The organism is Pseudomonas sp. SG-MS2 (genome assembly GCF_009933855.1).
Lineage (GTDB): Bacteria > Pseudomonadota > Gammaproteobacteria > Pseudomonadales > Pseudomonadaceae > Aquipseudomonas > Aquipseudomonas putida_E.
Genome location: NZ_MOMO01000193.1, coordinates 1 through 22,365, shown reverse-complemented (window position 1 = coordinate 22,365; position 22,365 = coordinate 1). Strand labels below are relative to the sequence as shown.

Below are 22,365 nucleotides of genomic sequence, written 5' to 3'. Positions count from 1 at the left end.
CAGAGATGCCACGGTAACCTGCTGCCCCATCATGTGATAGGTGGGGTTCATGGATCGCACTCCATGTACTCACTGGATGACATGCATCGTCTCGAAAATTTAATACAAGTATCTCTTCCCAATATTCTGTTCATTGGTGCCATGACGCTCTGCATGCCTGGTGCAGTGAAATGTGCAAAACTCGCAAGAAAGATGCTCGGCGATAGAGCACTCATCATACTGGGTGGGCGACATATAAATGAAACGATCTACCTTTCTGACGAAAGAAGAAGATCACCTTCCGTTGTCAAACACCATCGAGCCTCGCCGGGGCGCCTTATTAGAGAGCTTGAGATCCCCCCACTTTTCGACGTCATAATTTCCGGCGAAGCGGAAAAGTTGATTGCAGAGATCGGAGAGCTTTTTAGTCGCTCCAATCATAACCCTACGACGTTCATTGCAGAAAATCTGGATACGAAAACCGAAGGGCGATGGATCGCTGACTTCCCGCGTATCGATAAAACACTTGTAAGTGATGGCAACCCCCTGCAGCACGACGAACTGCCCTCGGTAGTCGGTACGTTTGGGGTTACCGCTTCGTTTGATGTTTTCCAAGGACGCATGACCTCACATATTTTTAGCGATACTGGTCCTGGGTGCATCTATGACTGCACTTTCTGCAGTGAGCGCCGGAGCATTGTTGGAAACATTCAAGAAATTCAAGGCGCCCCACGACGACTGTATAACCAACTCAAAGAGACAATTAGCGCAGTAAAGCAAGATCATCCCAACAAGGGAGCAAGTGCATTCGTCGAAGATTCGATACTCCTTAGCGGCAGCCCAGTCGCAATTACTCAATTATGTCAATTGCTTGAGAAAGACCCGCTAGAAATCATTTTTGGTGGCCAATTCACGATTGATCAGATTCTTAGAAAAAAGGACTTAATTCAACGGCTAGCCAAATGTGGTCTGAGGTATGTCTTCATCGGGCTCGAAACGCTTGAACCACAAGAAATTGGAGGTATGAGCAAAGACGTTGACGGCAAAAAACGAACGTGGAAAGACCGATTCATACAAGCTCTGGACTTTATGGCAGCAAACCACATCGATTGCGGGTGCGCATTACTGTTTGGCTTGGGTGAAGCGCATACCAGCCGCCGAAGTTTACTGAATGGTCTCATAGCGCTTAAGCGGGAGACCGGACAGCCTGTTGCCCTAAGCGCAAACTGGGCAGTCCAGCACCCCCTGCGGAGTTGCCGCGAAAGCGAAAATGAAAATTACTTACGCTGGGGCACTCCCGAAGGTGAACTGCTTGAATATTTCCACAGATTCGGTGAAGCCTCCCACGAGTACCCTTTACCCAATGTCTCTCCACCTCAGACTAGCGAAGTTAAAGAAATAATCCATCTCCTCAATGAGTTCGAGGCAATCGATGTCTGAGATGACGCTTAGCAAACTGGCACAGGTTGGCCTATTCCCTGTAGGAGAAATCCAATCAACACAAACGCCAGCTATGGAGTGCACCAGCTATTTAGTTGACAGCTTTGATCAGCTGCCACCTATCAATGAGGAAAGCCTGGCAGATACAGACAACGATCTTTTCAATGGCCTGTACTATGGCGGCGTTGATACTCCAACGACCCGCCAACTCTCTCAGCGGGTGGCCAGCATTGAAAAGGGCAAATTCGCAGTCTTAACACCCTCCGGGCAATCCGCCTTCAACCTACTGCTATCAACATTTGTAAAACCAGGTGATCACGTACTTGCTGGAGACACCACCGTTTACTCCACACAGTGGCTGCTGACTTACTTTGAAAAGATAGGCGTAAAAATTGAATACTTCACACCCAACGACGCCGCCACTCTAAAAAACAAATTAACCCTAAAGACAAAATTAATCATTTTTGAAAACCCCGGCGCATTCATGTATGAGGTCATGGATATTCGAGCAATTGTCAAATCACGACACGACCATCCAGCGTTAATTGTCGCCGACAACACATGGGCAGCATCAGTATTTCACCACCCCTTATCACTCGGCGCGGATATCAGCTTGATATCAATGAGCAAATACCACGGGGCGATAGAGGGCATATCTCTCGGAGCACTAACAACTAAGCGAAAAGATTTGTATTTAAACTTGAAAATCACATCCGCACTAATGGGCAACCATGTGAGCTCACAAGCCTGCTCAGCAGCAATTCGATCAATTAGCACACTGGGCGCTCGCCTATCGTTCCAAATGAGCACAACTCGCAAGGTGCTTCGAAGCCTCCAGCCAATGCCCCTTTTAAAACAAGTGATACATCCCATTCTCCAGAACACTGAGCTCCACCTACAAAACTCCATGATCACTGGATTCAACAGCCTACTCACCGCTGAGTTTTCATGCTCTCGTGACGAACTGATATCTCGCCTAAACCGCCTAAACGTAATAAAGATAGGCTACGGATGGGGCGGTGCAATAAGCATCATTAATATTATTGATACTCAAAACATGCCATCAGCAAAACGACTAGGTATTAACAGTGAATGCGCAAGGATATACCTCGGCCTTGAAGATCCAGATGAGTTAATTCGCGACCTTTCTAACGCATTCACCCACTAGTCATTCCAACCGCAGCATCGCCTGCAAGGATAAGTCATGCACAAAATAACAACACATGAAAACTTCGCATTCAGCGAAGATGAGCTTAAAAACAACATTTTCAGCTTCATGAATGCCTCCCCCTCAGATTCCGTTCACATTATGGCCGGCCACTTTATGCTATTTTATGACAAGCAGAGTGATCGACTAGCGCCCGGCGTTTTCGAAGACATACAAGACCCCCTATTGAAATCACAAGTCAAACAACGGGTGGGCATATTTCCCACCTACTCTTGGAAATTAGCAATAGAGCTCGCAGAACACCATATAGTGAGCAACAACAAAAACGCGAAACTGCTCCTTTTAATTAACGACTGGCAATACGTCCCAAGCGGCGATTCGGCTTGCGACTACAGGACCGAATTTTACAATAGCTTCAAGGAACTTCCAAGAAGCTACCTTGCGCATCTTAACTCTTCCTCAATCGTCACCACCCAAAATATTACATGCAGCCGCAGACACGCACTTTGCTTCCCTGAGACCTGGTTGAAGAACCGTTTTCAAAATGAGGCTTCACGACTGGTAAAGCAAGGAAAACTCGCGAAACGATATATTCCAGAGCAACCAGACATGTCCGAAATCTCATTCACTGACGCTTCTGGTACCTCTTTACCGCTGGTCAGTTGCGGGATGACTGGCTGCGCAGGTGAAATAACTGAGATGATTTCCGAAGCCTACAGAGCAGGCGCTCGACTTTTGATTCTTCTCGCCCCAAATGAATGCCACGCCCCCATAAGAAAAGGCGTCGAAATCGCCCTTTCACTTTACGACTTCGAACCGTTAAGCGTATTGGTGGCAGACCTGGGAGGTAGTGGGGAGCTTACGACCGATTATATATATAGCAAAGGCATCCACATCGCCACCTATAGAACTTGAGAGACCAGTCATGCCATCGAACTCATTAATCTATTTAGATGCAGCAGCCACTACTCCGTGCGCCGATGATGTCATAAAAGAAATGATCAAATTCAATAAATCTAACTACGGAAATCCCTCCTCCACACACATTTTAGGCAGACTTGCACGGAGCGCCATCCTTGAAAGCGCCTCACATATTTCTGAGCTAATAGGCTGCACATCAGCTGAAATAATTTTCACATCAGGCGCCACAGAAAGCAATAACATCGCGATTCTTGGGAGCGCCCCACCCGACTCAAACAGCAATATAATCATCTGCCCCATTGACCATAAATCCAGCCTTTTAGCCGCCGAAGAATTGGAAAAGCGCAACGTAGAAATACGACGAATGAAAGTCGATTCAAACGGCCGTGTCAATTTACCCCACCTACACAGTCTGCTGGATACCAATACATCACTACTTTCCATATCCTACGTAAACTCTGAAATAGGTACATTTCAAAACCTTATAGAAATAAAAAAGGCATTAGAAAAATCAAATGCATTGTTCCATATCGATGCCGCTCAAGCTCTCGGCAAACTTCCTATAAACGTGAAACAACTTGGCGTGGATTGCGCTTCGATTTCAGCCCATAAAATTGAAGGCCCCAAGGGCATAGGCGCGCTCTATGTTTCTTCATCTTGTATGTCTCGTTTGCGCCCTCTAACATTTGGCGGCGGTCAATCTTCACTCCGCAGCGGAACACTTCCCACTCAACTGATCGCCGGATTCGGTGCTGCGGCACGCCGATTAAAGAGCAAGGATTACCCTGCCTCATGGGCTGCAGCGAAACAACTGAGAGATGCAATCCTTGAAACACTAAACAAGCATCAGATCTCTTACGTAATTAACTCTCCAGACAACGTATCAACACCTCACATCTTGAATATTTCCCTTCCCGCGATCCGCTCAGAAACCTTGATCAGCTGCTTGAGAAACGTCTGCATCTCTTCCGGCTCCGCCTGCAACTCTAACAATCTTGCCCCCTCTTACGTCATCACTGGCATTGGGCACGACGCAATAAGAGCCAATAGCGCGATCCGCTTTTCCTTTACCAGCGACATGGATATCAAAACCGTTCGAAAAGGCGCAGAGTCGCTTTCACAAACAGTGCTGCAGCTTACCCAGCTAAACAATAGGAACAAATGAAATGAATGAGTATATCGCAATTATAACGGGCGGAGACTCCTCGGAGCGGGAGGTCTCTCTTCAAACTTCCCAAGCTGTCTCACAATCGTTAGAAATTTCTCAAATCCGCCATGAGATCTTCACCATATCGGACTATAGAGAATTGCTTCGTTTAGACCTTGCCAAATTTACTAGAGTCTTCTTGGCGCTTCATGGCGGCTTCGGCGAAAACGGGATGGCACAAGCATATTTAGAAGGGCAAGGCATCCCATATAATGGGCCCTCCCCACAAACCAGCGCAATTTGCATGAACAAGCTTCTAACAAAACATATTGCAATGGGTCTAGGAATCAATGTCGCAAACTATCTCTATTCGAGGAGGGGTGACGACCTCTGTGTTGAGAAAATCAATGAGCAACTAGGGACACCCTGTATTGTCAAACCGAACCGTGAGGGATGTAGCTTCGGCGTATCGCTGGTCCGCGATCTCGAAACAGACCTCCAGGATGCGATCAACGCAGCAGCACAATTCCACACCGGAGTTTTAGTAGAAGAATTCATAAGTGGGCCGGAGCTATCTGTGTGCTATTTCAACAAAGCCACGCTACCTATCTATTCACTTGCATTCGAAAGTGAATTCTTCTCTTATGAAGCAAAATTCATATCCAGCAAGACGACTGCCACCCTCACCACCTTGGACAGGACTACCCACCAACAACTCAACAACTATTGCTTTGCTATCGCCGAGGCACTTGAGCTTGATTACTTTCGGGCAGACTTCATCATCCACAACACCGAGCCATACCTTATTGAACTCAACACGCTCCCCGGACTGACAAGCCACAGTCTTTTTCCTAAGGCATGCCAGCAGCATGGCATCGAATTTGATAAATTAGTACTTCTCTTAAATAACTTGGAACCTAGCCAATACTGCTGACCTGAGGCCAAGAAAACTTCGTCCCGTCGGCTCCGCGGTGTTGTTGGTGATCTTTTCAGGTGGGAATCTATTAATCATGTGGTTGAGATTAAGCGCCGCGCAGGCGGCGTTCGATCTCGACAACCTCAAAACTCAACGGCGTACAGTCCCCGCCATCAGCTATCACGCCGCAAATCCGGCGGTATCGGCAGATCTTCCTTCAACGGCTCCGGCCGCTTGCCCTTGCCGGACCGGTACTGACGGATCTGGAACACATACGCCAGCACCTGCGCCACCGCGAGGTACAACCCTGCGGGAATCTCCTGCTCGACTTCGGTGGAGTAGTAGATCGCACGCGCCAGCGCAGGCGACTCTAGAATCTGCACCTTGTGCTCGACCCCGATCTCGCGAATTTTCAAGGCAATGAAATCCGTACCCTTGGCCAGCAGCAGCGGTGCCACCCCACCCTTCTCGGGGTCATACTGCAGCGCCACGGCATAGTGGGTCGGGTTGGTGATGATCACATCCGCATCGGGTACGGCAGCCATCATGCGCCGCTGCGACACCTCGCGCTGCAACTGGCGAATCCGTTGCTTGACCTCAGGCTTGCCTTCGCTGTCCTTGTACTCGTCCTTGACCTCCTGCTTGGTCATCTTCAGCTTCTTGTGCGTCTGCCAAAGCTGGAACGGCACGTCTGCTGCGGCAATCAGCAACAGCCCCGCCGACATCCACAATGCACTCCACCCCACCACCTGGACGCTATGGATGATCGCCTGGTCCAGCGGCTCGTTGGCGATCGCCAGCAACGCCTGGCGGTCGTTGGCCAGCACCACCAACGCCACCACCAGGATGACGACGAACTTGGCAACGGCCTTGAGCAGCTCGGTCAGGGCATTCATAGAGAACATGCGCTTGATCCCCGCCAGCGGGTTCATGCGGCTGAATTTTGGCTGCAGCAGGCTGTCGGAGAACAGAAAGCCGCCCAACGCGATGGGCGCAATGAATGCCACCACGAACAGCAAGATCAGCACCGGCTGCACTGCCCAGATCGCCATCTTGCCCGAGGCCAGCAAGAAGGCGCCCATGGCACCCTCGTCGACGATCACTTCACGGGTCAGGCTGAAGTTGAGGCGCATCATTTCCAGCAGCGTCTCGGCCAGGTGCCCACCGAACGCCAGCAAACCGCCGGCACCCGCCAGGGTCACCGCCACCGTGTTCAGCTCCTTGGACCGGGCGATCTCACCTTTTTCGCGCGCGTCGCGCTTGCGTTTGTCGGTGGGGTCTTCTGTCTTGTCCTGACCACTCTCGCTCTCAGCCATGCTCAGCGCGCCCTCGCCAGTTCACGCAGCCATTGCAGCGCTTCGCTGGCCAATGCCTGGTAGTGGGAAAGAACATCGGCCAGGCCCACCCAAAAGATGCCCATACCCAGCACCAGTGTCAGCGGGAAACCGATAGAGAAGATGTTCAACTGCGGTGCGGCGCGGGTCATCACGCCAAAGGCGATGTTCACCACCAGTAGCGCAGCGATTGCCGGCAGGATCAGTAGCAGACCGGCACCAAATACCCAGCTAAGGCGCCCGGCCATCTCCCAGAAGTGGTTGACCACCAGCGCATTGCCCACCGGCAAGGTGGTAAAGCTTTCGGTCAGCACCTCGAACACGACCAGATGGCCGTTCATCACCAGGAACAGCACGCTCACCAGCATGGTCATGAACTGGCTGACCACCGCCACGTTTACGCCGTTGGCCGGGTCGACCATCGATGCGAAGGCCATACCCATCTGTATCGCGATGATCTGCCCGGCGATGACGAACGCCTGGAACAGCAACTGCAACGAAAAACCGAACAACGCCCCGACGATGATCTGCTCACCGCACAACAACAGGCCGCGCAAGCTCAGCGGGTCGAATTCAGGCAACGGCGGTAACGCTGGCACGATCACCACGGTAATGGCCACTGCCGCGTACAGGCGAATGCGCGCCGGCAGCATGCGGGTACCGAAGATAGGCATGGTCATCAGCACCGCGGTCACCCGGAACAGCGGCAGGATGAAGGTGGCGACCCAGGTGCCGATCTGTGCGTCGGTCAGCTCCAGCATGGCAGCCTCAACCGATCAGCTGCGGGATGCTGGTGTACAGGCCCGTGATGTATTCCATGAACTTCTGCGTAAGCCACGGCCCGGCGACGATCAGTGTCACCAGCATCACCAGCAGGCGCGGCAGGAAGCTCAGGGTCTGTTCGTTGATCTGCGTGGCGGCCTGGAACATCGCCACCACCAGGCCGACCAGCAGGCTCGGCACCACCAGGATGGCCACCATCAGCGTGGTCAGCCACAGGGCGTCGCGGAACAGGTCGACGGCAACTTCAGGGGTCATGCAAGGCTCTCCTTGACGGCGTCAGACGCCGCCGAAACTGCCGGCCAGGGTGCCCATGATCAGCGCCCAGCCATCGACCAGAACGAACAGCATGATCTTGAACGGCAGCGAGATGATCAACGGCGACAGCATCATCATACCCATGGCCATCAGCACGCTGGCGACCACCATGTCGATGATCAGGAACGGGATGAAGATCATGAAACCGATCTGGAACGCCGTCTTGAGCTCCGAGGTGACGAACGCTGGCACCAGGATGGTCAGCGGTACCTGATCAGGCCCGGCGATATCGGTGCGCTTGGACAGGCGCATGAACAGGTCCAGGTCGCTCTGCCGGGTCTGCGCCAGCATGAAGTCCTTGAGCGGCCCCTGGGCCTTGTCGATCGCCTGCTGGGCGGTCATCTGCTCCTTAAGGTACGGCTGCAGTGCATCCTGGTTCACCCGGTCGAACACCGGGGCCATGATGAACATCGTCAGGAACAGCGCCATGCCGGTCAGCACCTGGTTCGACGGTGTCTGCTGCAAGCCCAAGGCCTGGCGCAGGATCGAGAAGACGATGATGATTCGGGTGAAGCTGGTCATCAGGATGACGAACGCAGGTATGAAACTCAGCGCCGTCATGATCAACAGGATCTGCAGGCTGACCGAGTATTCCTGCTGCCCGTCCGGGCCGTTGGACAAGGTAATGGCCGGGATCGACAGCGGGTCGGCGGCCAAGGCCAACGGCGCGGCCAGCAGCAGCGCCAGCATCAACAACAGGCCCGACAGGGTACGTAGCGCGCCGCTCATCACTTCTTGTCCTTATGATCCTTGCCCATCAGCTCCATGAGGCGCTGGGCAAACTCCGGCGTCGCCTGGCGGGCGCTGGCAGGCACTTCCACGGGCTCGGCCAGCACATGCAAGGCCTCGATGCTGCCTGGGGTATGGCCGATGAGGATCTGCTCCTTGCCGACCTGCACCAGCAACAGCCGGTCACGCGGGCCGATGGCGCGGCTGCCGATCACTTCGATCACCTGGCCACCCTTGGGTGCCGCGCCCTGCATACGGCGCAGCAACCAGGCCAGGAAGAAGATCAGGCCCACCACCAGCAGCAAGCCCAGCACCATTTGCGCCAGCTGCCCACCCAGGCTGCCGGGCGCCGCAGCTGGCGGCGTGGCCACCACGGCCGGCGCGGCAGCGGCGATCACCACTTCGCTGGCGAGCAGCGCGGCAAGGGCCGTGACAGCCCGTATCGTGCCCTTCACTCAGCGCAGCTTCTTGATACGTTCGCTGGGGCTGATCACGTCAGTCAGGCGGATGCCGAACTTCTCGTTGACCACAACCACTTCGCCGTGGGCGATCAGGGTGCCATTGACCAGTACATCCAGCGGCTCGCCGGCCAGGCGGTCGAGCTCGATCACCGAGCCCTGGTTGAGCTGCAGCAGGTTGCGGATGTTGATTTCGGTGCTGCCCACTTCCATGGAGATGTTCACCGGAATGTCCAGGATCACGTCCAGGTTCGGGCCTTCCAGGCTGACGTTTTCTTTCGGCCGTGGCGAGCTTGCGAACTCTTCCATCGGCAACCGGCCGGCACCGGCGCTACCGCCGTCGCCACCGAGCAGCGCGTCGATGTCAGCCTGGCCGGCATCACCGGTTTCTTCCAGCGCCGCCGCCCATTCATCGGCCAGGGCCTGGTCTTCCGGGGAGGTGATCTCGTTTTCGTTAGCCATGATGTCCTCGACAGGCATTCAATTCGTAGTGAGCGACCGGCACGCCGTCAGCGGCGTTCGATCGGGTCGATGATCTGCAGCGCCAGGTTGCCCTTGTGCGAACCCAGGCGCGCCTTGAACGACGGTACGCCATTGGCACGCAGCACAAGGTGCTCCGGCAGCTCCACCGGGATCACGTCACCCGGTTGCATGTGCAGCACATCGCGCAATTTGAGTTGGCGGCGGGCAACCGTGGCACTGAGCGGTACGGAAACGTCCAGCACGTCTTCGCGCAGGGCCTTCACCCAGCGCTCGTCCTGGTCGTCCAGGTCGGACTGGAAACCGGCATCGAGCATTTCGCGCACCGGCTCGATCATCGAGTAGGGCATGGTCACGTGCAGGTCGCCGCCGCCACCGTCCAGTTCGATATGGAAGGTCGACACCACCACTGCTTCGCTCGGCCCGACGATGTTGGCCATGGCCGGGTTGACTTCGGAGTTCATGTACTCGAAGTTGACCGGCATGATCGCCTGCCAGGCTTCCTTGAGGTCGATGAAGCACTGGTCCAGCACCATGCGCACAACCCGCAGCTCAGTGGGGGTGAACTCGCGGCCTTCGATCTTGGCGTGACGACCGTCACCACCGAAGAAGTTGTCCACCAGCTTGAACACCAGCTTGGCGTCCAGAATGAACAGCGAAGTGCCGCGCAGCGGCTTGATCTTGACCAGGTTGAGGCTTGTCGGCACGTACAGCGAATGCACGTACTCACCGAACTTCATCACCTGCACACCCCCAACCGCCACGTCGGCGGAGCGGCGCAGGAGGTTGAACATGCTGATACGGGTGTAGCGGGCGAAACGTTCGTTGATCATTTCGAGGGTCGGCATGCGCCCCCGCACGATCCGATCCTGGCTGGTCAGGTCGTAGCTTTTGATGCTGCCAGGCTCGGCAGCGCTCTCGGTCTGTACCAGCCCATCATCGACGCCATGCAACAGGGCGTCGATCTCATCCTGGGACAGCAGGTCCTGTACGGCCATTGCGGACTCCTACTGCAATACGAAATTGGTGAACAGCAGCTGGTCTATCACCGGCTTGCCGACTTCCTTTTGCGCCACTTCCTGAACCACTGCGGTGGCTTTCTGGCGCAGCATTTCCTGGCCCACGGAGCTGGCGGCCAAGGTGTCGAAGCCCTGCCCGGAGAACATCATCACCAGGTTGTTGCGGATCACCGGCATATGCACCTTGAGGGCATCAAGGTCGGCCTGGTTGCGGCCCTGCAGGGTGATGCTCACCTGCATGTAGCGCTGGCGGCCGTTCTGGTTGAAGTTGACCACGAAGGCCGGCGCCAGGGGCTCGTAGATCGCCGCCGGCTTGACGTTGGCCGCTGCCGGGTCGGCCGCGGGCGCCGACTCGCTCTTGTGCATGAAGAACCAGGTCGCGCCTACCGACAGGCCGACCGCCAGCAGAAGGGCCAGCACCAACAGCAGGATCAGCTTGAGTTTGCCTTTAGTGGCGGGGTCTTTCACTGCGTCGCTCTTCGCCATGCCAATAATCCGTCGTCCATCGGGGTTTCAAATGAGGATGACGTGGCTTGAGCAAGTGTTATGCCAGATTGGGAATTTTTGCCTGTACCGGCCCTATCGCCTGCGAAAGGGCCATCAGCAACTCACGCGTAGAAATCGACCGCACTGTCGCCAACGACCACCTGCTGCTCCACCGGCCGTGAGGCATCGGCAAGCTCACCCTGCTCGGTACCACCGCCATTCTGCGCCCGCCGTGCGGCAACGCCGGACAGCTGTGAACCGTCCTGCTGGGCTTGCTGTTGCTGCCCGCGCGACTGGTCAGCCACGTTGACGTCCGGCTGCGCCAGCCCCTGCTGGGCAAACAGTTCACGCAGGCGATGCACCTGGCTGTCCAGCGCATCACGCACGCCCGCGTGGCCGCTGATGAAGGTCACCTGGGTGGCCTGGTCGGCCGCCACGTTGACGCGGATATCCAGGCGGCCAAGCTCGGCCGGCTCCAACTGGATGTCCGCCGACTTCAGGTTCTGGCTGGACAGGTACATGACGCGGTTGACCAAACCTTCGGCCCAGGCGTTCTGGTTCATCGGCAACGGCTGGTGCAGCGGATTGCCGGTCACCGGTACGGCATTGGCCGTCTTGGCCGTGGCAGCCTGGGTCAGGCTCGCCAAGCGGTTGGCGAAATCGTCGATTCGGGTGTCAGTGGAGGCGCTCTTGGTGTCTTTGAGGCCATCTTCGAGCAACGCACCAAACGCCTTGTCCCCGCTCTCCGATTGCCCTGCCTCAGCCTCGACCTTGTCCATCAAGGTCGCCAAGGGATTGACGGCTGGCTGACCATCCTCGGCGCCGGCCTGGGAAGGATCGGCGGCGTGGGCCGAGGTCGTGCCCTTGGCCTGGGCAGTTTGCTCCAGCGCCAGGCGCAGGGTCGGCAAGTTGGCCAATGGGTCGGCATCAGGGTCGAAGGCCTGCGCTGCCGGGTCCTCGGGCAGCTCTTCAGTTGTCGGGGCTTGCGGTAACTGGACCGCTGCCTGAAGCACCGGCGCCACGGCTTCAGCCTGGGCTTGCAGCAACTGCGCCCCCGGCTGCGCATCGGTCACCTGGCCCGCCACCAGGCTGGCGTCCAGCGAGGTCGATTCACTGCCAGGCGCACTATCGGCACCGGCTTGCGCCTGATCGTCAGCTGGCAACTTATTGCCGTCATCGGCAACCGCCGGCTTGTCGGCCGCCTCTTTCTTGCCGCCGTGGGCGACCTCGGGTTTGTCTTTGGGCTTGGCCTGGGCAACCTTGTCATCGCGTACCGGCGCTTTGTCATTGCCCTGCTTGGCCATGACCTGATCGAAGCCGCTGCCCTGCCCGCCCGAGGCCTGCAGCGGCTTGTCCACCTGCGAGGCACCCGCACGCGACGGCTTGCTCAGCGTACTGGTTTGCAACAAAGGATTAGGTGCGACAGGCATTGAAGGGTCTCCGCGCCAGAAACAAAGGTATCGTTCAGGCACATACAGGCAAAAGTCGAGCCAACTGGCCGATCAGCCTGCGGAAACCCGCTTGCGCTCGCCCTGATAGAAACGCTGCACCTCAAGATACTCCTGGTCGATGCGGTTGATCAGCTCTTCTACGCCATGCAGCGAGCGCTGCTTGACCCGCTCCTCCAACTGATGGCAAAGCTGCGCCAGCCCGACCGCACCCATGTTGCTGCTGCTGCCCTTGAAACTGTGCGCAGCCACGCCCAACTCATCGGCGTTCCTGGCGCCATGAAGTTCCTCAAGACGCCGCCCGGAGTCTTCCAGAAAGGTTTCCAGCAGTTGCAGGTAGCCATCTTCCATGACCTCCTGCAGCTCACTGAGCACCCTGTGATCAATATGCATGTCAGTCACTTGCTCACTCCTTGATCAAGCAGAATTATGCCTCAAGCGCCAAACAGCTCACCAATCGAACTGCACCCATGCGCAACGACCACCGTCCCGCCACCCGGCACTACTACCAAGGCGCCGTACCAGGTGCAACCCTCGACCACTCAATCCATGCTCACGGGAAGGACGCGCCAGCACCCGCTGCACATCGAACCCAGCACCACTGTCACGAACTTCGATCATCAGACGACCGCCTGCAGCCATCGGTTCCACCTTCAGATCGATGCGCACGCTGCCCTCGGTCAACACACCGAGCCTGCGGGTGCGTTCCTGATAATAGTCGGCAAACCCATGCACATCGCGCTTGAGCCGCGAATCCAGGCCCAGCACACCGTGCTCCAGCGCATTGGAATACAGCTCGCTTAGCACGCTGTGCAGGGCGCCGGTGCGGGGCCGCAAACCGTGGATTTCCTGCAGCAACTGCACAAGGTACGGCACCGGGTTGAAACGTTTGAGGCTCTCACCGCGCAACTCGAAGCCCAGCGACCAGTCCAGCGGGCTGGAGCGCCCACTATCAGAATAGATGGTTGGGGCCGGCACCCGCTCCTGCGCAGTAAACATGCGGATATCGCACAGGCTGATGTCATCCCTGGGGCGCCCGCCGAAGCGCTCCAGCGCCTCCATCACCTCGTCGAAAAGCCGCGCCGGGTCACGATTGGCCGCCAGCACCGCGCGCAAGCGCTCGACACCGAACAACGTCTGCGCTTCGTCGGCTGTATCCACAACGCCATCGGACAGCAGTAGCAGCCGCTCCCCCGGCGCCAGCGGCAACACCTCGGTACTGTCATCGAAGCGCTCCGGCGCCAGGATGCCCAGCGGAAGGTGGCGCGAACCCAGCATGGAAAGCACCTCGCCGCCGGCCGACAGCCGGTAACCATCCGGCATGCCACCGTTCCAGACCTCCACCGAGCCGCGCTGCACGCTCAGGCTGAGGAGCTGCGCGCAACAGAACATGTCTACCGGCAGGATGCGCTTGAGCTTGGCGTTCATCTCGCGCAGCATCTGCGCCAGGCCGTAGCCCTTGGCAGTCATGCCGTAGAACACTTCTGCCAGGGGCATGGCACCGACTGCAGCGGGTAGCCCATGCCCGGTAAAGTCACCCAGCAGTACATGCATGTCGCCGGATGGAGTGAACGCGGCCAGCAGCAAGTCGCCGTTGAATAACGCGTAAGGCGACTGCAGGTACCGAATGTTCGGCGCCGTGATGCAGCCAGAATGGGCAACCTTGTCGAACACTGCCTTGGCCACCCGCTGCTCGTTGAGCAGGTGATGGTGATGCCGGGTGATCAGGTCACGCTGCTCCAGCACCGTGGCCTGCAACCTGCGCAGGCGATCCATGGCGCGGATCTTGGCACCAAGGATCACCGCACTGTAGGGCTTGGCCATGAAGTCGTCACCACCGGCCTCCAGGCAGCGCACCAAGGCCTCTTCCTCGTTGAGCGAGGTAAGAAAGATGATCGGTACCAGGGCCTCGCCGGCCAGTGCCTTGATCTGCCGCGCAGCTTCGAAACCGTCCATGACTGGCATCAGGGCATCGAGCAAAACCAGCTGCGGGCGCTTTTCGGCAAACAGCTCAACGGCCTGCTGGCCGTTTTCGGCGGTATACACGTGATGCCCCTGGCGCCGGACAATCTTGGCCAGCAACAGCCTATCCGTGGCCCCGTCTTCGGCCACCAGCACAGTCAACGGCTGTTCGGCCGGCGTCATGACGCTCAACTGATAGCGAACAGTTTGTCGAAATTGGAGATGGCAAGGATCTTGCGCACATCTGAACTGGCATGCACCACGCGCACGTCCGATTCATCGCCACCGGCGTGATCACGCAGCAGCAGCAACATGCCGAGGGCGGAGCTGTCCAGGTAAGTGGTGTCTTTGAGGTCGACCACCACCGAGTCCGGGCGCTTGGGCTGGCGCTCGTAGGCATCGCGAAACTCCTGATGCTTACCGAAATCGAAGCGGCCTTTGATCTTGATCGTCAGCTTTTTCTCGTCCTGCGAAAAATCAGTCTCGACTGCCATGCTAGCGATTCCTTCGATGATGGCGAATGCAACAGTTCAAGGTTTAGCAGGCGGGGGGCAGAGCTGCAAGCTGCAAGCTAGATGTGGCCTTGCCTTGGCAACCGCTGTGACAATTCATCCAGCAAGCGCTGCTCGCGTTTGTCCTCGGCGCGCCGCGCCTCTTCCAGGTAACGCTGCACCAGTTTGCGCAGGCCCTCTACCCGGGCATAGGCTTGCTGCCAGGTGCCCCTGGCGTTCTTCAGGTTGTTCTGGTGCCATGTCAGGCTTTGGCGCTGCTGGGTCATGGCCGTTTCAAGCTGCCCCAGAAAGCGCTGGTAGTTGACCAGCCAGCTGCCATTGACGCCTTGGCCACCGCGGTCGATCCATTGCGCCTGGTAACCCTCACGAAACGACTCGAGCTCAGCCAGCTTGGCCTGGGCCTGAGCCACCAACTGCTGAAAGTGCCCCAGCCGCTGGGCTGCCTTGCGTTCGGCCTCCTCGGCCATCTGCACCACTGGCGCCAGACGCGCGGCACGGCTAGGCGTACTCATGGCCTATCAACCGTTCGCCGGAGGCGTGAAGATCGCCCCCAACTGCTGTCGACTCTGGTCCATACCGACATTTTCATCCAGCCCTTGGCGCAGGAAGTCCACCAGTTTTGGCTGCAGCGCAATGGCCAGGTCGGTTTCCGGATCGCCGCCTGCCACATAGGCGCCAACACTGATCAGGTCGCGGCTTTGCGACAGGCGTGACCACAGCTGCTTGAATTTTTGCGCCTGGCGCAGGTGATTGGCATCGACCACCTGGGGCATTACCCGGCTGATCGAGGCTTCGATGTCGATAGCGGGGTAATGGCCTTCCTCGGCCAGCCGCCGGGACAAGACGAAGTGGCCATCGAGCACGCCCCGCGCCGAGTCGGCAATCGGATCCTGCTGGTCGTCACCTTCGGACAATACGGTATAGAAGGCCGTGATCGAGCCACCACCCGGCTCACCGTTACCGGCGCGCTCCACCAGCTTGGGGAGCTTGGCGAACACTGATGGCGGATAACCACGGGTAGCGGGCGGCTCGCCGATTGCCAAGGCAATTTCACGCTGGGCCTGGGCAAAACGGGTCAGCGAATCCATCAGCAACAGGACGTTCTTGCCTTTGTCGCGGAAGTACTCGGCAATGCGCGTGCAATACATGGCCGCGCGCAAACGCATCAACGGCGCGTCGTCGGCCGGGGATGCGACCACCACCGATCGCTTGAGCCCCTCTTCACCCAGAATATGCTCGATGAACTCCTTCACCTCGCGGCCCCGCTCGCCAATCAGGCCAACCACGATGATTTCGGCTTCGGTGAAGCGAGTCATCATGCCGAGCAACACCGACTTACCGACACCGGTACCGGCGAACAGGCCCAGGCGCTGGCCCCGGCCGACGGTGAGCAGGCCGTTGATGCTGCGAATGCCCACGTCCAGTGGCTGGCTGATAGGGTCGCGGTTGAGCGGGTTGATGATCGGGCCGTCCATCGGCACCCAATCCTCGGCCTTCATCCCGCCCTTGCCGTCCAGGGCGCGACCGGCGCCATCGAGCACCCGGCCGAGCATACTCATGCCCATGGGCAAACGGCCGCTGTCGTCCAGTGGCACCACCCGCGCCCCGGGCGCGATACCGGCGATGCTGCCGACCGGCATGAGGAAGATCTTGCTGCCAGCAAAGCCCATGACTTCGGCTTCGACCTGCACCGGGTGGTACGAGTCGTCATTGATCACCAGGCAGCGTGCGCCCACTGCGGCGCGCAGCCCCTCGGCCTCCAGGGTAAGGCCGACCATGCGCAGCAGGCGGCCTTCGACCACCGGCTGCACGGGCAGCTTGATCGCCTCGGCGTAGCTACCCAGGCGTTTGCCGAAGCTGGTGCGGTCAAGGCGCATCGTTGGCGCCCAACTCGATCGATACATCCGGCGCCGCCGGGTGCAGGGACTGGTCGTGCAACTGGTCGAACAGCTGGGCCACGGCCTTTTCGATACGGGTTTCCATGGTCGCGTCGATGCGGCTGTGCGCGGTCTCGATGCGGCACCCCCCGGGTAACAGGGCGTCATCCTCAAGCAGCTTCCAGCTCTCCTCATGGCGTTCGCGCAGGGCCTTGGCCAGCTCGAAATCCTGAGGATTGAGGTGAATGCGGATATTGTCCGCACCCATGGGCAGCAGCTTCAACGCTTCACGCAGTACTTGGGTGATCTGACTGGAGTCGCTGCGCAGTTCGCGACCGATCACCTGGCGCGCCATGTGCGCCACCAAATGAACGAGGGTCTTCTCGATCTGTGTGTCCTGCTCGGCAATAGGCTCGAGCAGGTGTGCCATCAGTTGTTCCAGGTCAGCCAGCCGGGCATTGAGCGCCTCCTCAGCCTCCTGTCGCACCTTCAACTGGGTGCTGTGAAAACCCTCACGCTCGCCGGTGGCGAAACCTTCGTTGTAGGCCTCCTGCCGGATCGCTTCGAGCTCTTCAAGGGTCAGTGGCTGGACTTCCTCCAGCGGCACTTCCTCGACCTCTTCCTCGATGATTTCGGGTTCCGGTTCCGGCTCCGGTTCCGGCTCAGGGTCGAAGCTGGGCAGTGCCCACACATCGACGCCTTCCAGGTCACGTGCACGAATCAGGTCGCTGGGGTGAGTTTCTTTGCTGGACATTGGCATGCCTGGTGTTGAAAGCGGGATGAGCTGCAAGCTGTTAGCTGCAAGCTGCAAGAAGAAGCAGGCTGTGCAGCGTCTGGCTTTCCCTTGTAGCTTGCAGCTTGTGGCTTGCCGCTTAAATCATTTCCTCGGCGCCCTTGCCGCCGAGCACGATCTCGCCGGCCTCGGCCATGCGTCGGGCAATGGTGAGGATTTCCTTCTGCGCCGTTTCCACGTCGCTGACGCGCACCGGGCCCTTGGCCTCGAGGTCGTCGCGCAGCAGTTCCGAAGCACGCTTGGACATGTTCTTGAAAATCTTGTCCTTGACCCGCTCGTCGGCACCTTTGAGCGACACCACCAGCACATCGGAGGACACTTCGCGCAGCAGCGCCTGGATGCCACGGTCGTCGACATCGGCCAGGTTGTTGAAGACGAACATCAGGTCTTCGATCTGCTCCGACAGGTCGTTGTCGACCTCGCGGATCGAGTCCATCAGCGCACCTTCCACAGAGCTGTCGAGGAAGTTCATGATGTCGGCGGCGCGCTTGATGCCACCCAGGGTGGTGCGTGCGGCATTGGAGTTCCCCGAGAACTGCTTCTCGAGAATCTGGTTCAGTTCCTTGAGCGCGGCAGGCTGAACGGTGTTGAGCGACGAAACGCGCAGGATGATGTCCAGGCGCACCTTGTGGTCGAAGTTGCTCAGCACTTCGCCAGCCTGATCGGGGTCGAGGTAGGCGACCACGATGGCCTGGATCTGCGGGTGCTCGAAACGGATCACATCCGCCACCGCCCGTGGCTCCATCCACTTGAGGCTGTCCAGGCCGCTGGTGTTGCCGCCCAGCAGGATGCGGTCGATCAGGCCGTTGGCCTTGTCCTCGCCCAGGGCCTGGTTGAGCATCTTGCGGATATAACCGTCGGATCCTACGCCCAGGCTGGTCTGGTCGCCGACGATCTCGACGAACTCGCTCATCACCTGCTGGACCTGCTCGCGGTGCACGTTGCCCATCTGAGCCATGGCCACACCGACCCGCTGCACTTCTTTGGGGCCCATGTGCCGCAGTACCTGGGCGGCATCGGTCTCACCCAGCGAGAGCAAAAGGATTGCCGCCTTGTCGGTGCGGCTCAGCTTGGCGGTAACGGCTCGGTTATCACTCATCGGCGTTGATCCACTCTTTCACGACCTGGGCGACACGGCCCGGGTCTTCGGCCACCAGGCCTTTGATTGCGTTGAGCTGTGCCTCGTAACCCTCGCTTGGGCTTGGCAACAGAATGCTTGTCGGGCCACCCAGGCTGACGCGGTCGTTGGCCAGTTCGCCATCCAGACCGATCATGCCGCCCAGCTCCATGTCGCTGTCCGTTGCAGCAGCCTGCTTGCCGCCGCCAGTGATGTTGTTGAGTACCGGGCGCAGCACGCCGAACACCAGTACCAGGATGAACACCACGCCCAACACCTGCTTGACGATGTCCCAGAACCAAGGCTGCTGGTAAAACGCGATGTCGGCGATCTCTTCGCCACGGTCGGCGGCGAACGGCACGTTGATCACCGTCACGCTGTCGCCACGGCTGGCATCGAAGCCAACGGCGTCCTGTACCAGGCGGGTGAAGCGCGCCAGGTCTTCGGCGCCCCACGGCGCACGGGTGGTCTCGCCGGCGGCGTCGACCTTGACCTGGTCATCGACCACTACCGCCACCGACAGACGGGTCAGGCGACCCTGCTGCTGGCGGGTGTGGCTGATCGAGCGGTCCAGTTCGAAGTTCTTGGTGGTCTGCAGACGCTTGTCGGCCGGGTATGGCGCGAGCATTGGCTGGCCGGTGGCCGGGTCCATGATCTGCTGGCCATTGGCATCCACCAGCGGCTGGCCAGGCTGGATGGCACCGGCAGCAGGGGCTGCGGCGGTGGCGTTTTCAGGCGCTGCGGCACCTGCCGGCGGCTGGTTGCTCAGCGCGCCCGGCACACCTTGCGGCCCCGAACTGCTGGCGCGCTGCTCGTTGACCGACTGCTCGCTGCGCAACGCCGGCTGGTCCGGGTTGAACTGCTCGGAAGTGGACTCCACTGCGCTGAAGTCAAGGTCGGCAGACACCTCGGCCTTGTAACGGTCGTTGCCCAAGACGGGTTGCAGGATGTTGTGCACACGCTGGGTGAGCATGCCTTCCATGCGGCGGCTGTAGTCGAACTGCTTGCCAGCCATGGTCAACGCCGTGTCCTGCAACTGGTCGGAGAGCAGGTTGCCCTTCTGGTCGACCACGGTGACCTGCGACTTGTCCAGCTCGGGCACGCTGGTGGCGACCAGGTTGACGATCGCCATCACCTGGCCGGCTTCCAGCGAACGGCCCGGGTACAGTTCGACCAGGACCGAGGCGCTTGGCTTGCGCTCATCGCGCACGAACACCGAGCTTTTCGGGATCGCCAGGTGCACGCGCGCCGCCTTGACGTTGTTCAGGCTGGAGACCGTACGGGCCAACTCGCCTTCCAGGCTGCGACGGTAACGGGTAGCTTCCATGAACTGGCTGGTACCCAGGCCCTGCTCTTTGTCGAGCAGTTCGAAGCCAACATTGCCGTCGCTTGGCGCAACGCCGGCGGCTGCCAGTTTCAGGCGCGCACGGGAGAGGTCGTCGGCCTTGACCAGCAGAGCACCGGAATTGGGCTCGACATTGTAGGGGATGTCTGCAGCGGCCAGGGTATCCATGACCTGCTTGGTGTCCATGCCCGCCAGGCTGCCATACAGCGGGCGGTAGTCCGGCTGTTGCGACCACAGCACCACGGCGAAGCCGATCGCCACGCTCGCCGCCAACCCGACCAGCAGGCCGACCTGACGCAGCATGGGCATCTGCGAGATGTTTTCCAGAAACGCCATGCCGAACAGCGGCGGTTTGGACGCTGGCGGGCCACTTTTGGCGGGGGCGTTATCGACGACTGCTTCAGCCATGACTTACTTCCGTCCTCAAACCGGCATCTGCATGATGTCCTGGTACGCCTGGACCAGCTTGTTGCGTACCTGGGTCAGCGCTTGCATGGAAACGCTGGCTTTCTGCGAGGCGATCATCACGTCGGTCAGGTCGACACCACTCTTGCCGATCTCGAAAGCATTGGCGAGCTGGGTCGACGCCTGCTGGGTCTGGTGCACTTTGCCGATGGCCTGGCCGAGCATGTCAGCGAAGCTGCTCTGGCCTTCTGCCAATTCGGGGGCAGCAGTGGCTTTTGGCAGCGACATGGCATCGGCCTGCATGGCACGCATGTCCAGCATCAGACGATTGAATTCAACACCTTGGCTCATGAACTTCTCTCTCCGGCGGCCGCATTTTTTTGACACTCATGCGGCGGATAGCCTCTCTAAGCAACAACAGTGCCAGCCTTTGAAAGCTTCAAGCTTCAAGCCAGGCTGCGGTGCTCTTGCGCTTGCTTGTAGCGTGTAGCTCACCCGTACAGGCTGGCTTCCACGTCGAGCCCGGCATCGCGCATTTGCGCCAGCTTGTAGCGCAGGGTACGCGGGCTGATGCCAAGCCGCTCGGCAGCCTCCTTGCGGCGACCGCGCTCGGCGCGCAAGGTGTCGATGATCATCTGGAACTCATGGCGGCGCATGTCATCGCCCAGGCCACCGGCCTCACCTGCCGGCTCGACCGCCACGGGCAACGCCGCGGCTGGTGCAACCGCCGACAAGGGAATGGCGCCGGCCAGACAAAAATCCGCCGCCTCGATCACCCCGCCCTGCTGCAGGATCAGCGCCCGCTGCAAGGCGTTGTCCAGCTCACGCACATTGCCTGGCCAGGCATGGGCCTGCAGGCAGGCCTGCGCCGCAGCAGACAGGCGCACCGGCGCATGCTTCATCTTCGCCACATGCCGCGCCAGCAAGCGCTCGGCCAGCGGCAGGATGTCACCGGCACGCTCACGCAGCGGCTGCCAGGCCAACGGGAACACCGACAGGCGATAGAACAGGTCTTCGCGGAACCGCCCGGCCGCCACTTCACCGGCCATGTCGCGATTGCTGGTTGCCAGCACGCGGATGTCCAGGGCAATCGGCTTGCGCCCCCCTACCCGCTCGACCTCACGTTCCTGCAAGACACGCAACAGCTTGGCCTGCAGGCCCAGAGGCATTTCGGAAATCTCGTCGAGCAGCAAGGTGCCACCCTCGGCCTGCTCGAATTTGCCGGCCTGCGCCGCAATGGCGCCGGTGAAGGCTCCTTTCTCGTGACCGAACAAGGTCGCCTCGAGCATGTTGTCCGGGATGGCCGCGCAGTTGATCGCGACAAATGGCTGCGCTGCACGCGGCGACTGTTGGTGAATGTACCGCGCAAGCACTTCCTTGCCGGTGCCCGACTCACCGCAGATGAGTACGGTCGAATCGCTGCGGGCCACACGTGCAGCAAGCTCCAGCAATTGGCGGCTGGCAGGCTCGCTGGCCACCGGCCCTTCGTCCTCGACCGCACTCAGGCGCCCGGCGGCATGGCGCTCGACCAGGCTCAGCAGCGCCTTGGGCTCGAAGGGTTTGACCAGGTAGTCCACAGCGCCCTGGCGCATCGCCTCGACAGCGCGCTCCACGGCAGCGTGAGCGGTCATCAGCAGCACCGGCAATTGCGGGTACTGGCGGCGCAGGTGCGCCAGCAACTGATGCCCATCCATCCCCGGCATGTTCACGTCACTGATGACCAGGCTGTAC

24 protein-coding genes are annotated in these 22,365 nt (G+C 58.9%); 5 read left to right on the top strand and 19 right to left on the bottom strand.

The genetic code is table 11. From position 1 onward, the window contains the following. The 5 genes from BLX42_RS16495 to BLX42_RS16475 form a co-directional block, all read left to right on the top strand. The coding region (locus tag BLX42_RS16495; RefSeq protein ID WP_161872183.1) for a B12-binding domain/radical SAM domain-containing protein at positions 1-1,419 on the top strand (1,419 nt) is incomplete at its 5' end. Position 1,420: 1 nt separating this feature from the next. Continuing rightward, positions 1,421-2,587 carry a PLP-dependent transferase gene (locus BLX42_RS16490; protein ID WP_125924753.1) on the top strand — a complete coding sequence of 389 codons (1,167 nt, stop codon included), beginning with the start codon at positions 1,421-1,423 and terminating at the stop codon, positions 2,585-2,587. A 36-nt stretch (positions 2,588-2,623) separates the two neighbouring features. After that, positions 2,624-3,502: an LPD16 domain-containing protein gene (locus tag BLX42_RS16485; protein ID WP_161872182.1), complete on the top strand. Its 879-nt coding sequence runs from the start codon at positions 2,624-2,626 to the stop codon at positions 3,500-3,502. A gap of 10 nt (positions 3,503-3,512) precedes the next feature. Beyond that, positions 3,513-4,673, top strand: coding sequence for a cysteine desulfurase family protein (locus tag BLX42_RS16480; RefSeq protein WP_161872181.1), 1,161 nt, complete (start codon positions 3,513-3,515; stop codon positions 4,671-4,673). Position 4,674: 1 nt separating this feature from the next. Then, a complete protein-coding gene (locus BLX42_RS16475) occupies positions 4,675-5,589 on the top strand; it encodes a D-alanine--D-alanine ligase (RefSeq protein WP_012315507.1) in 915 nt (304 codons plus the stop codon). Between the two features lie 155 nt (positions 5,590-5,744). Here BLX42_RS16475 and flhB read toward each other — a convergent pair whose 3' ends face one another. The 19 genes from flhB to BLX42_RS16380 form a co-directional block, all read right to left on the bottom strand. Beyond that, complete coding sequence (flhB, locus tag BLX42_RS16470) at positions 5,745-6,887, bottom strand: flagellar biosynthesis protein FlhB (RefSeq protein WP_161872180.1); 1,143 nt, start codon at positions 6,885-6,887, stop codon at positions 5,745-5,747. Positions 6,888-6,889: 2 nt separating this feature from the next. Further along, positions 6,890-7,666 carry a flagellar biosynthetic protein FliR gene (gene fliR / locus BLX42_RS16465; protein WP_012315509.1) on the bottom strand — a complete coding sequence of 259 codons (777 nt, stop codon included), beginning with the start codon at positions 7,664-7,666 and terminating at the stop codon, positions 6,890-6,892. Positions 7,667-7,673: 7 nt separating this feature from the next. Continuing rightward, a complete protein-coding gene (gene fliQ, locus BLX42_RS16460; protein ID WP_012315510.1) occupies positions 7,674-7,943 on the bottom strand; it encodes a flagellar biosynthesis protein FliQ in 270 nt (89 codons plus the stop codon). A 21-nt stretch (positions 7,944-7,964) separates the two neighbouring features. Further along, positions 7,965-8,732 carry a flagellar type III secretion system pore protein FliP gene (gene fliP, locus BLX42_RS16455; RefSeq protein WP_012315511.1) on the bottom strand — a complete coding sequence of 256 codons (768 nt, stop codon included), beginning with the start codon at positions 8,730-8,732 and terminating at the stop codon, positions 7,965-7,967. Then, positions 8,732-9,187, bottom strand: a complete 456-nt coding sequence (gene fliO, locus BLX42_RS16450; RefSeq protein ID WP_046785348.1) for a flagellar biosynthetic protein FliO — start codon at positions 9,185-9,187, stop codon at positions 8,732-8,734. The genes fliP and fliO overlap by 1 nt, the downstream gene beginning before the upstream one ends. Then, positions 9,188-9,652, bottom strand: a complete 465-nt coding sequence (gene fliN / locus BLX42_RS16445) for a flagellar motor switch protein FliN (RefSeq protein WP_012315513.1) — start codon at positions 9,650-9,652, stop codon at positions 9,188-9,190. 47 nt (positions 9,653-9,699) lie between these two features. Beyond that, a complete protein-coding gene (gene fliM / locus BLX42_RS16440) occupies positions 9,700-10,668 on the bottom strand; it encodes a flagellar motor switch protein FliM (protein ID WP_012315514.1) in 969 nt (322 codons plus the stop codon). Positions 10,669-10,677: 9 nt separating this feature from the next. Beyond that, positions 10,678-11,175 carry a flagellar basal body-associated protein FliL gene (gene fliL, locus BLX42_RS16435; RefSeq protein WP_039601488.1) on the bottom strand — a complete coding sequence of 166 codons (498 nt, stop codon included), beginning with the start codon at positions 11,173-11,175 and terminating at the stop codon, positions 10,678-10,680. A gap of 122 nt (positions 11,176-11,297) precedes the next feature. Further along, positions 11,298-12,605 (bottom strand): flagellar hook-length control protein FliK, encoded by a 1,308-nt coding sequence (locus tag BLX42_RS16430; protein ID WP_046785349.1) that lies wholly within the window; start codon positions 12,603-12,605, stop codon positions 11,298-11,300. Between the two features lie 72 nt (positions 12,606-12,677). Further along, positions 12,678-13,016 (bottom strand): Hpt domain-containing protein, encoded by a 339-nt coding sequence (locus BLX42_RS16425; protein ID WP_080952083.1) that lies wholly within the window; start codon positions 13,014-13,016, stop codon positions 12,678-12,680. Between the two features lie 57 nt (positions 13,017-13,073). Then, positions 13,074-14,768: a fused response regulator/phosphatase gene (locus BLX42_RS16420; RefSeq protein ID WP_161872179.1), complete on the bottom strand. Its 1,695-nt coding sequence runs from the start codon at positions 14,766-14,768 to the stop codon at positions 13,074-13,076. Positions 14,769-14,773: 5 nt separating this feature from the next. Continuing rightward, on the bottom strand, positions 14,774-15,079 hold the full coding sequence (locus BLX42_RS16415; protein WP_012315519.1) for an STAS domain-containing protein: 306 nt from the start codon (positions 15,077-15,079) through the stop codon (positions 14,774-14,776). 77 nt (positions 15,080-15,156) lie between these two features. Then, positions 15,157-15,609, bottom strand: coding sequence for a flagellar export protein FliJ (fliJ, locus tag BLX42_RS16410; protein ID WP_012315520.1), 453 nt, complete (start codon positions 15,607-15,609; stop codon positions 15,157-15,159). A 6-nt stretch (positions 15,610-15,615) separates the two neighbouring features. Then, the gene (gene fliI, locus BLX42_RS16405; RefSeq protein WP_125924737.1) at positions 15,616-16,974 is read right to left on the bottom strand and encodes a flagellar protein export ATPase FliI; all 1,359 of its coding nucleotides are present in this window, start codon (positions 16,972-16,974) and stop codon (positions 15,616-15,618) included. Further along, the gene (gene fliH / locus BLX42_RS16400; protein ID WP_012315522.1) at positions 16,964-17,728 is read right to left on the bottom strand and encodes a flagellar assembly protein FliH; all 765 of its coding nucleotides are present in this window, start codon (positions 17,726-17,728) and stop codon (positions 16,964-16,966) included. Before fliH ends, fliI begins: the two co-directional genes overlap by 11 nt. A 118-nt stretch (positions 17,729-17,846) precedes the next feature. Beyond that, positions 17,847-18,866 carry a flagellar motor switch protein FliG gene (gene fliG / locus BLX42_RS16395; RefSeq protein WP_012315523.1) on the bottom strand — a complete coding sequence of 340 codons (1,020 nt, stop codon included), beginning with the start codon at positions 18,864-18,866 and terminating at the stop codon, positions 17,847-17,849. Beyond that, a complete protein-coding gene (gene fliF, locus BLX42_RS16390) occupies positions 18,859-20,637 on the bottom strand; it encodes a flagellar basal-body MS-ring/collar protein FliF (RefSeq protein ID WP_012315524.1) in 1,779 nt (592 codons plus the stop codon). Before fliF ends, fliG begins: the two co-directional genes overlap by 8 nt. A gap of 15 nt (positions 20,638-20,652) precedes the next feature. Then, positions 20,653-20,985, bottom strand: a complete 333-nt coding sequence (fliE, locus tag BLX42_RS16385; protein ID WP_012315525.1) for a flagellar hook-basal body complex protein FliE — start codon at positions 20,983-20,985, stop codon at positions 20,653-20,655. Positions 20,986-21,125: 140 nt separating this feature from the next. Beyond that, positions 21,126-22,365 (bottom strand): sigma-54 dependent transcriptional regulator (locus BLX42_RS16380; RefSeq protein WP_161872178.1); only part of this gene is annotated, 1,240 nt, incomplete at its 5' end.

What these genes read in the sequence shown, in the direction of transcription:
- fliL (WP_039601488.1), bottom strand. Translation starts at nt 11,175, where the DNA reads ATGGCGAAGAGCGACGCAGTGAAAGACCCCGCCACTAAAGGCAAACTC.
- BLX42_RS16415 (WP_012315519.1), bottom strand. Translation starts at nt 15,079, where the DNA reads ATGGCAGTCGAGACTGATTTTTCGCAGGACGAGAAAAAGCTGACGATC.
- fliP (WP_012315511.1), bottom strand. Translation starts at nt 8,732, where the DNA reads ATGAGCGGCGCGCTACGTACCCTGTCGGGCCTGTTGTTGATGCTGGCG.
- fliF (WP_012315524.1), bottom strand. Translation starts at nt 20,637, where the DNA reads ATGGCTGAAGCAGTCGTCGATAACGCCCCCGCCAAAAGTGGCCCGCCA.
- BLX42_RS16490 (WP_125924753.1), top strand. Translation starts at nt 1,421, where the DNA reads ATGACGCTTAGCAAACTGGCACAGGTTGGCCTATTCCCTGTAGGAGAA.
- fliE (WP_012315525.1), bottom strand. Translation starts at nt 20,985, where the DNA reads ATGAGCCAAGGTGTTGAATTCAATCGTCTGATGCTGGACATGCGTGCC.
- fliG (WP_012315523.1), bottom strand. Translation starts at nt 18,866, where the DNA reads ATGAGTGATAACCGAGCCGTTACCGCCAAGCTGAGCCGCACCGACAAG.
- fliN (WP_012315513.1), bottom strand. Translation starts at nt 9,652, where the DNA reads ATGGCTAACGAAAACGAGATCACCTCCCCGGAAGACCAGGCCCTGGCC.
- BLX42_RS16480 (WP_161872181.1), top strand. Translation starts at nt 3,513, where the DNA reads ATGCCATCGAACTCATTAATCTATTTAGATGCAGCAGCCACTACTCCG.
- BLX42_RS16425 (WP_080952083.1), bottom strand. Translation starts at nt 13,016, where the DNA reads ATGCATATTGATCACAGGGTGCTCAGTGAGCTGCAGGAGGTCATGGAA.
- fliH (WP_012315522.1), bottom strand. Translation starts at nt 17,728, where the DNA reads ATGTCCAGCAAAGAAACTCACCCCAGCGACCTGATTCGTGCACGTGAC.
- fliQ (WP_012315510.1), bottom strand. Translation starts at nt 7,943, where the DNA reads ATGACCCCTGAAGTTGCCGTCGACCTGTTCCGCGACGCCCTGTGGCTG.
- fliR (WP_012315509.1), bottom strand. Translation starts at nt 7,666, where the DNA reads ATGCTGGAGCTGACCGACGCACAGATCGGCACCTGGGTCGCCACCTTC.
- BLX42_RS16485 (WP_161872182.1), top strand. Translation starts at nt 2,624, where the DNA reads ATGCACAAAATAACAACACATGAAAACTTCGCATTCAGCGAAGATGAG.
- fliM (WP_012315514.1), bottom strand. Translation starts at nt 10,668, where the DNA reads ATGGCCGTACAGGACCTGCTGTCCCAGGATGAGATCGACGCCCTGTTG.
- flhB (WP_161872180.1), bottom strand. Translation starts at nt 6,887, where the DNA reads ATGGCTGAGAGCGAGAGTGGTCAGGACAAGACAGAAGACCCCACCGAC.
- BLX42_RS16475 (WP_012315507.1), top strand. Translation starts at nt 4,675, where the DNA reads ATGAATGAGTATATCGCAATTATAACGGGCGGAGACTCCTCGGAGCGG.
- fliJ (WP_012315520.1), bottom strand. Translation starts at nt 15,609, where the DNA reads ATGAGTACGCCTAGCCGTGCCGCGCGTCTGGCGCCAGTGGTGCAGATG.
- fliI (WP_125924737.1), bottom strand. Translation starts at nt 16,974, where the DNA reads ATGCGCCTTGACCGCACCAGCTTCGGCAAACGCCTGGGTAGCTACGCC.
- BLX42_RS16420 (WP_161872179.1), bottom strand. Translation starts at nt 14,768, where the DNA reads ATGACGCCGGCCGAACAGCCGTTGACTGTGCTGGTGGCCGAAGACGGG.
- BLX42_RS16430 (WP_046785349.1), bottom strand. Translation starts at nt 12,605, where the DNA reads ATGCCTGTCGCACCTAATCCTTTGTTGCAAACCAGTACGCTGAGCAAG.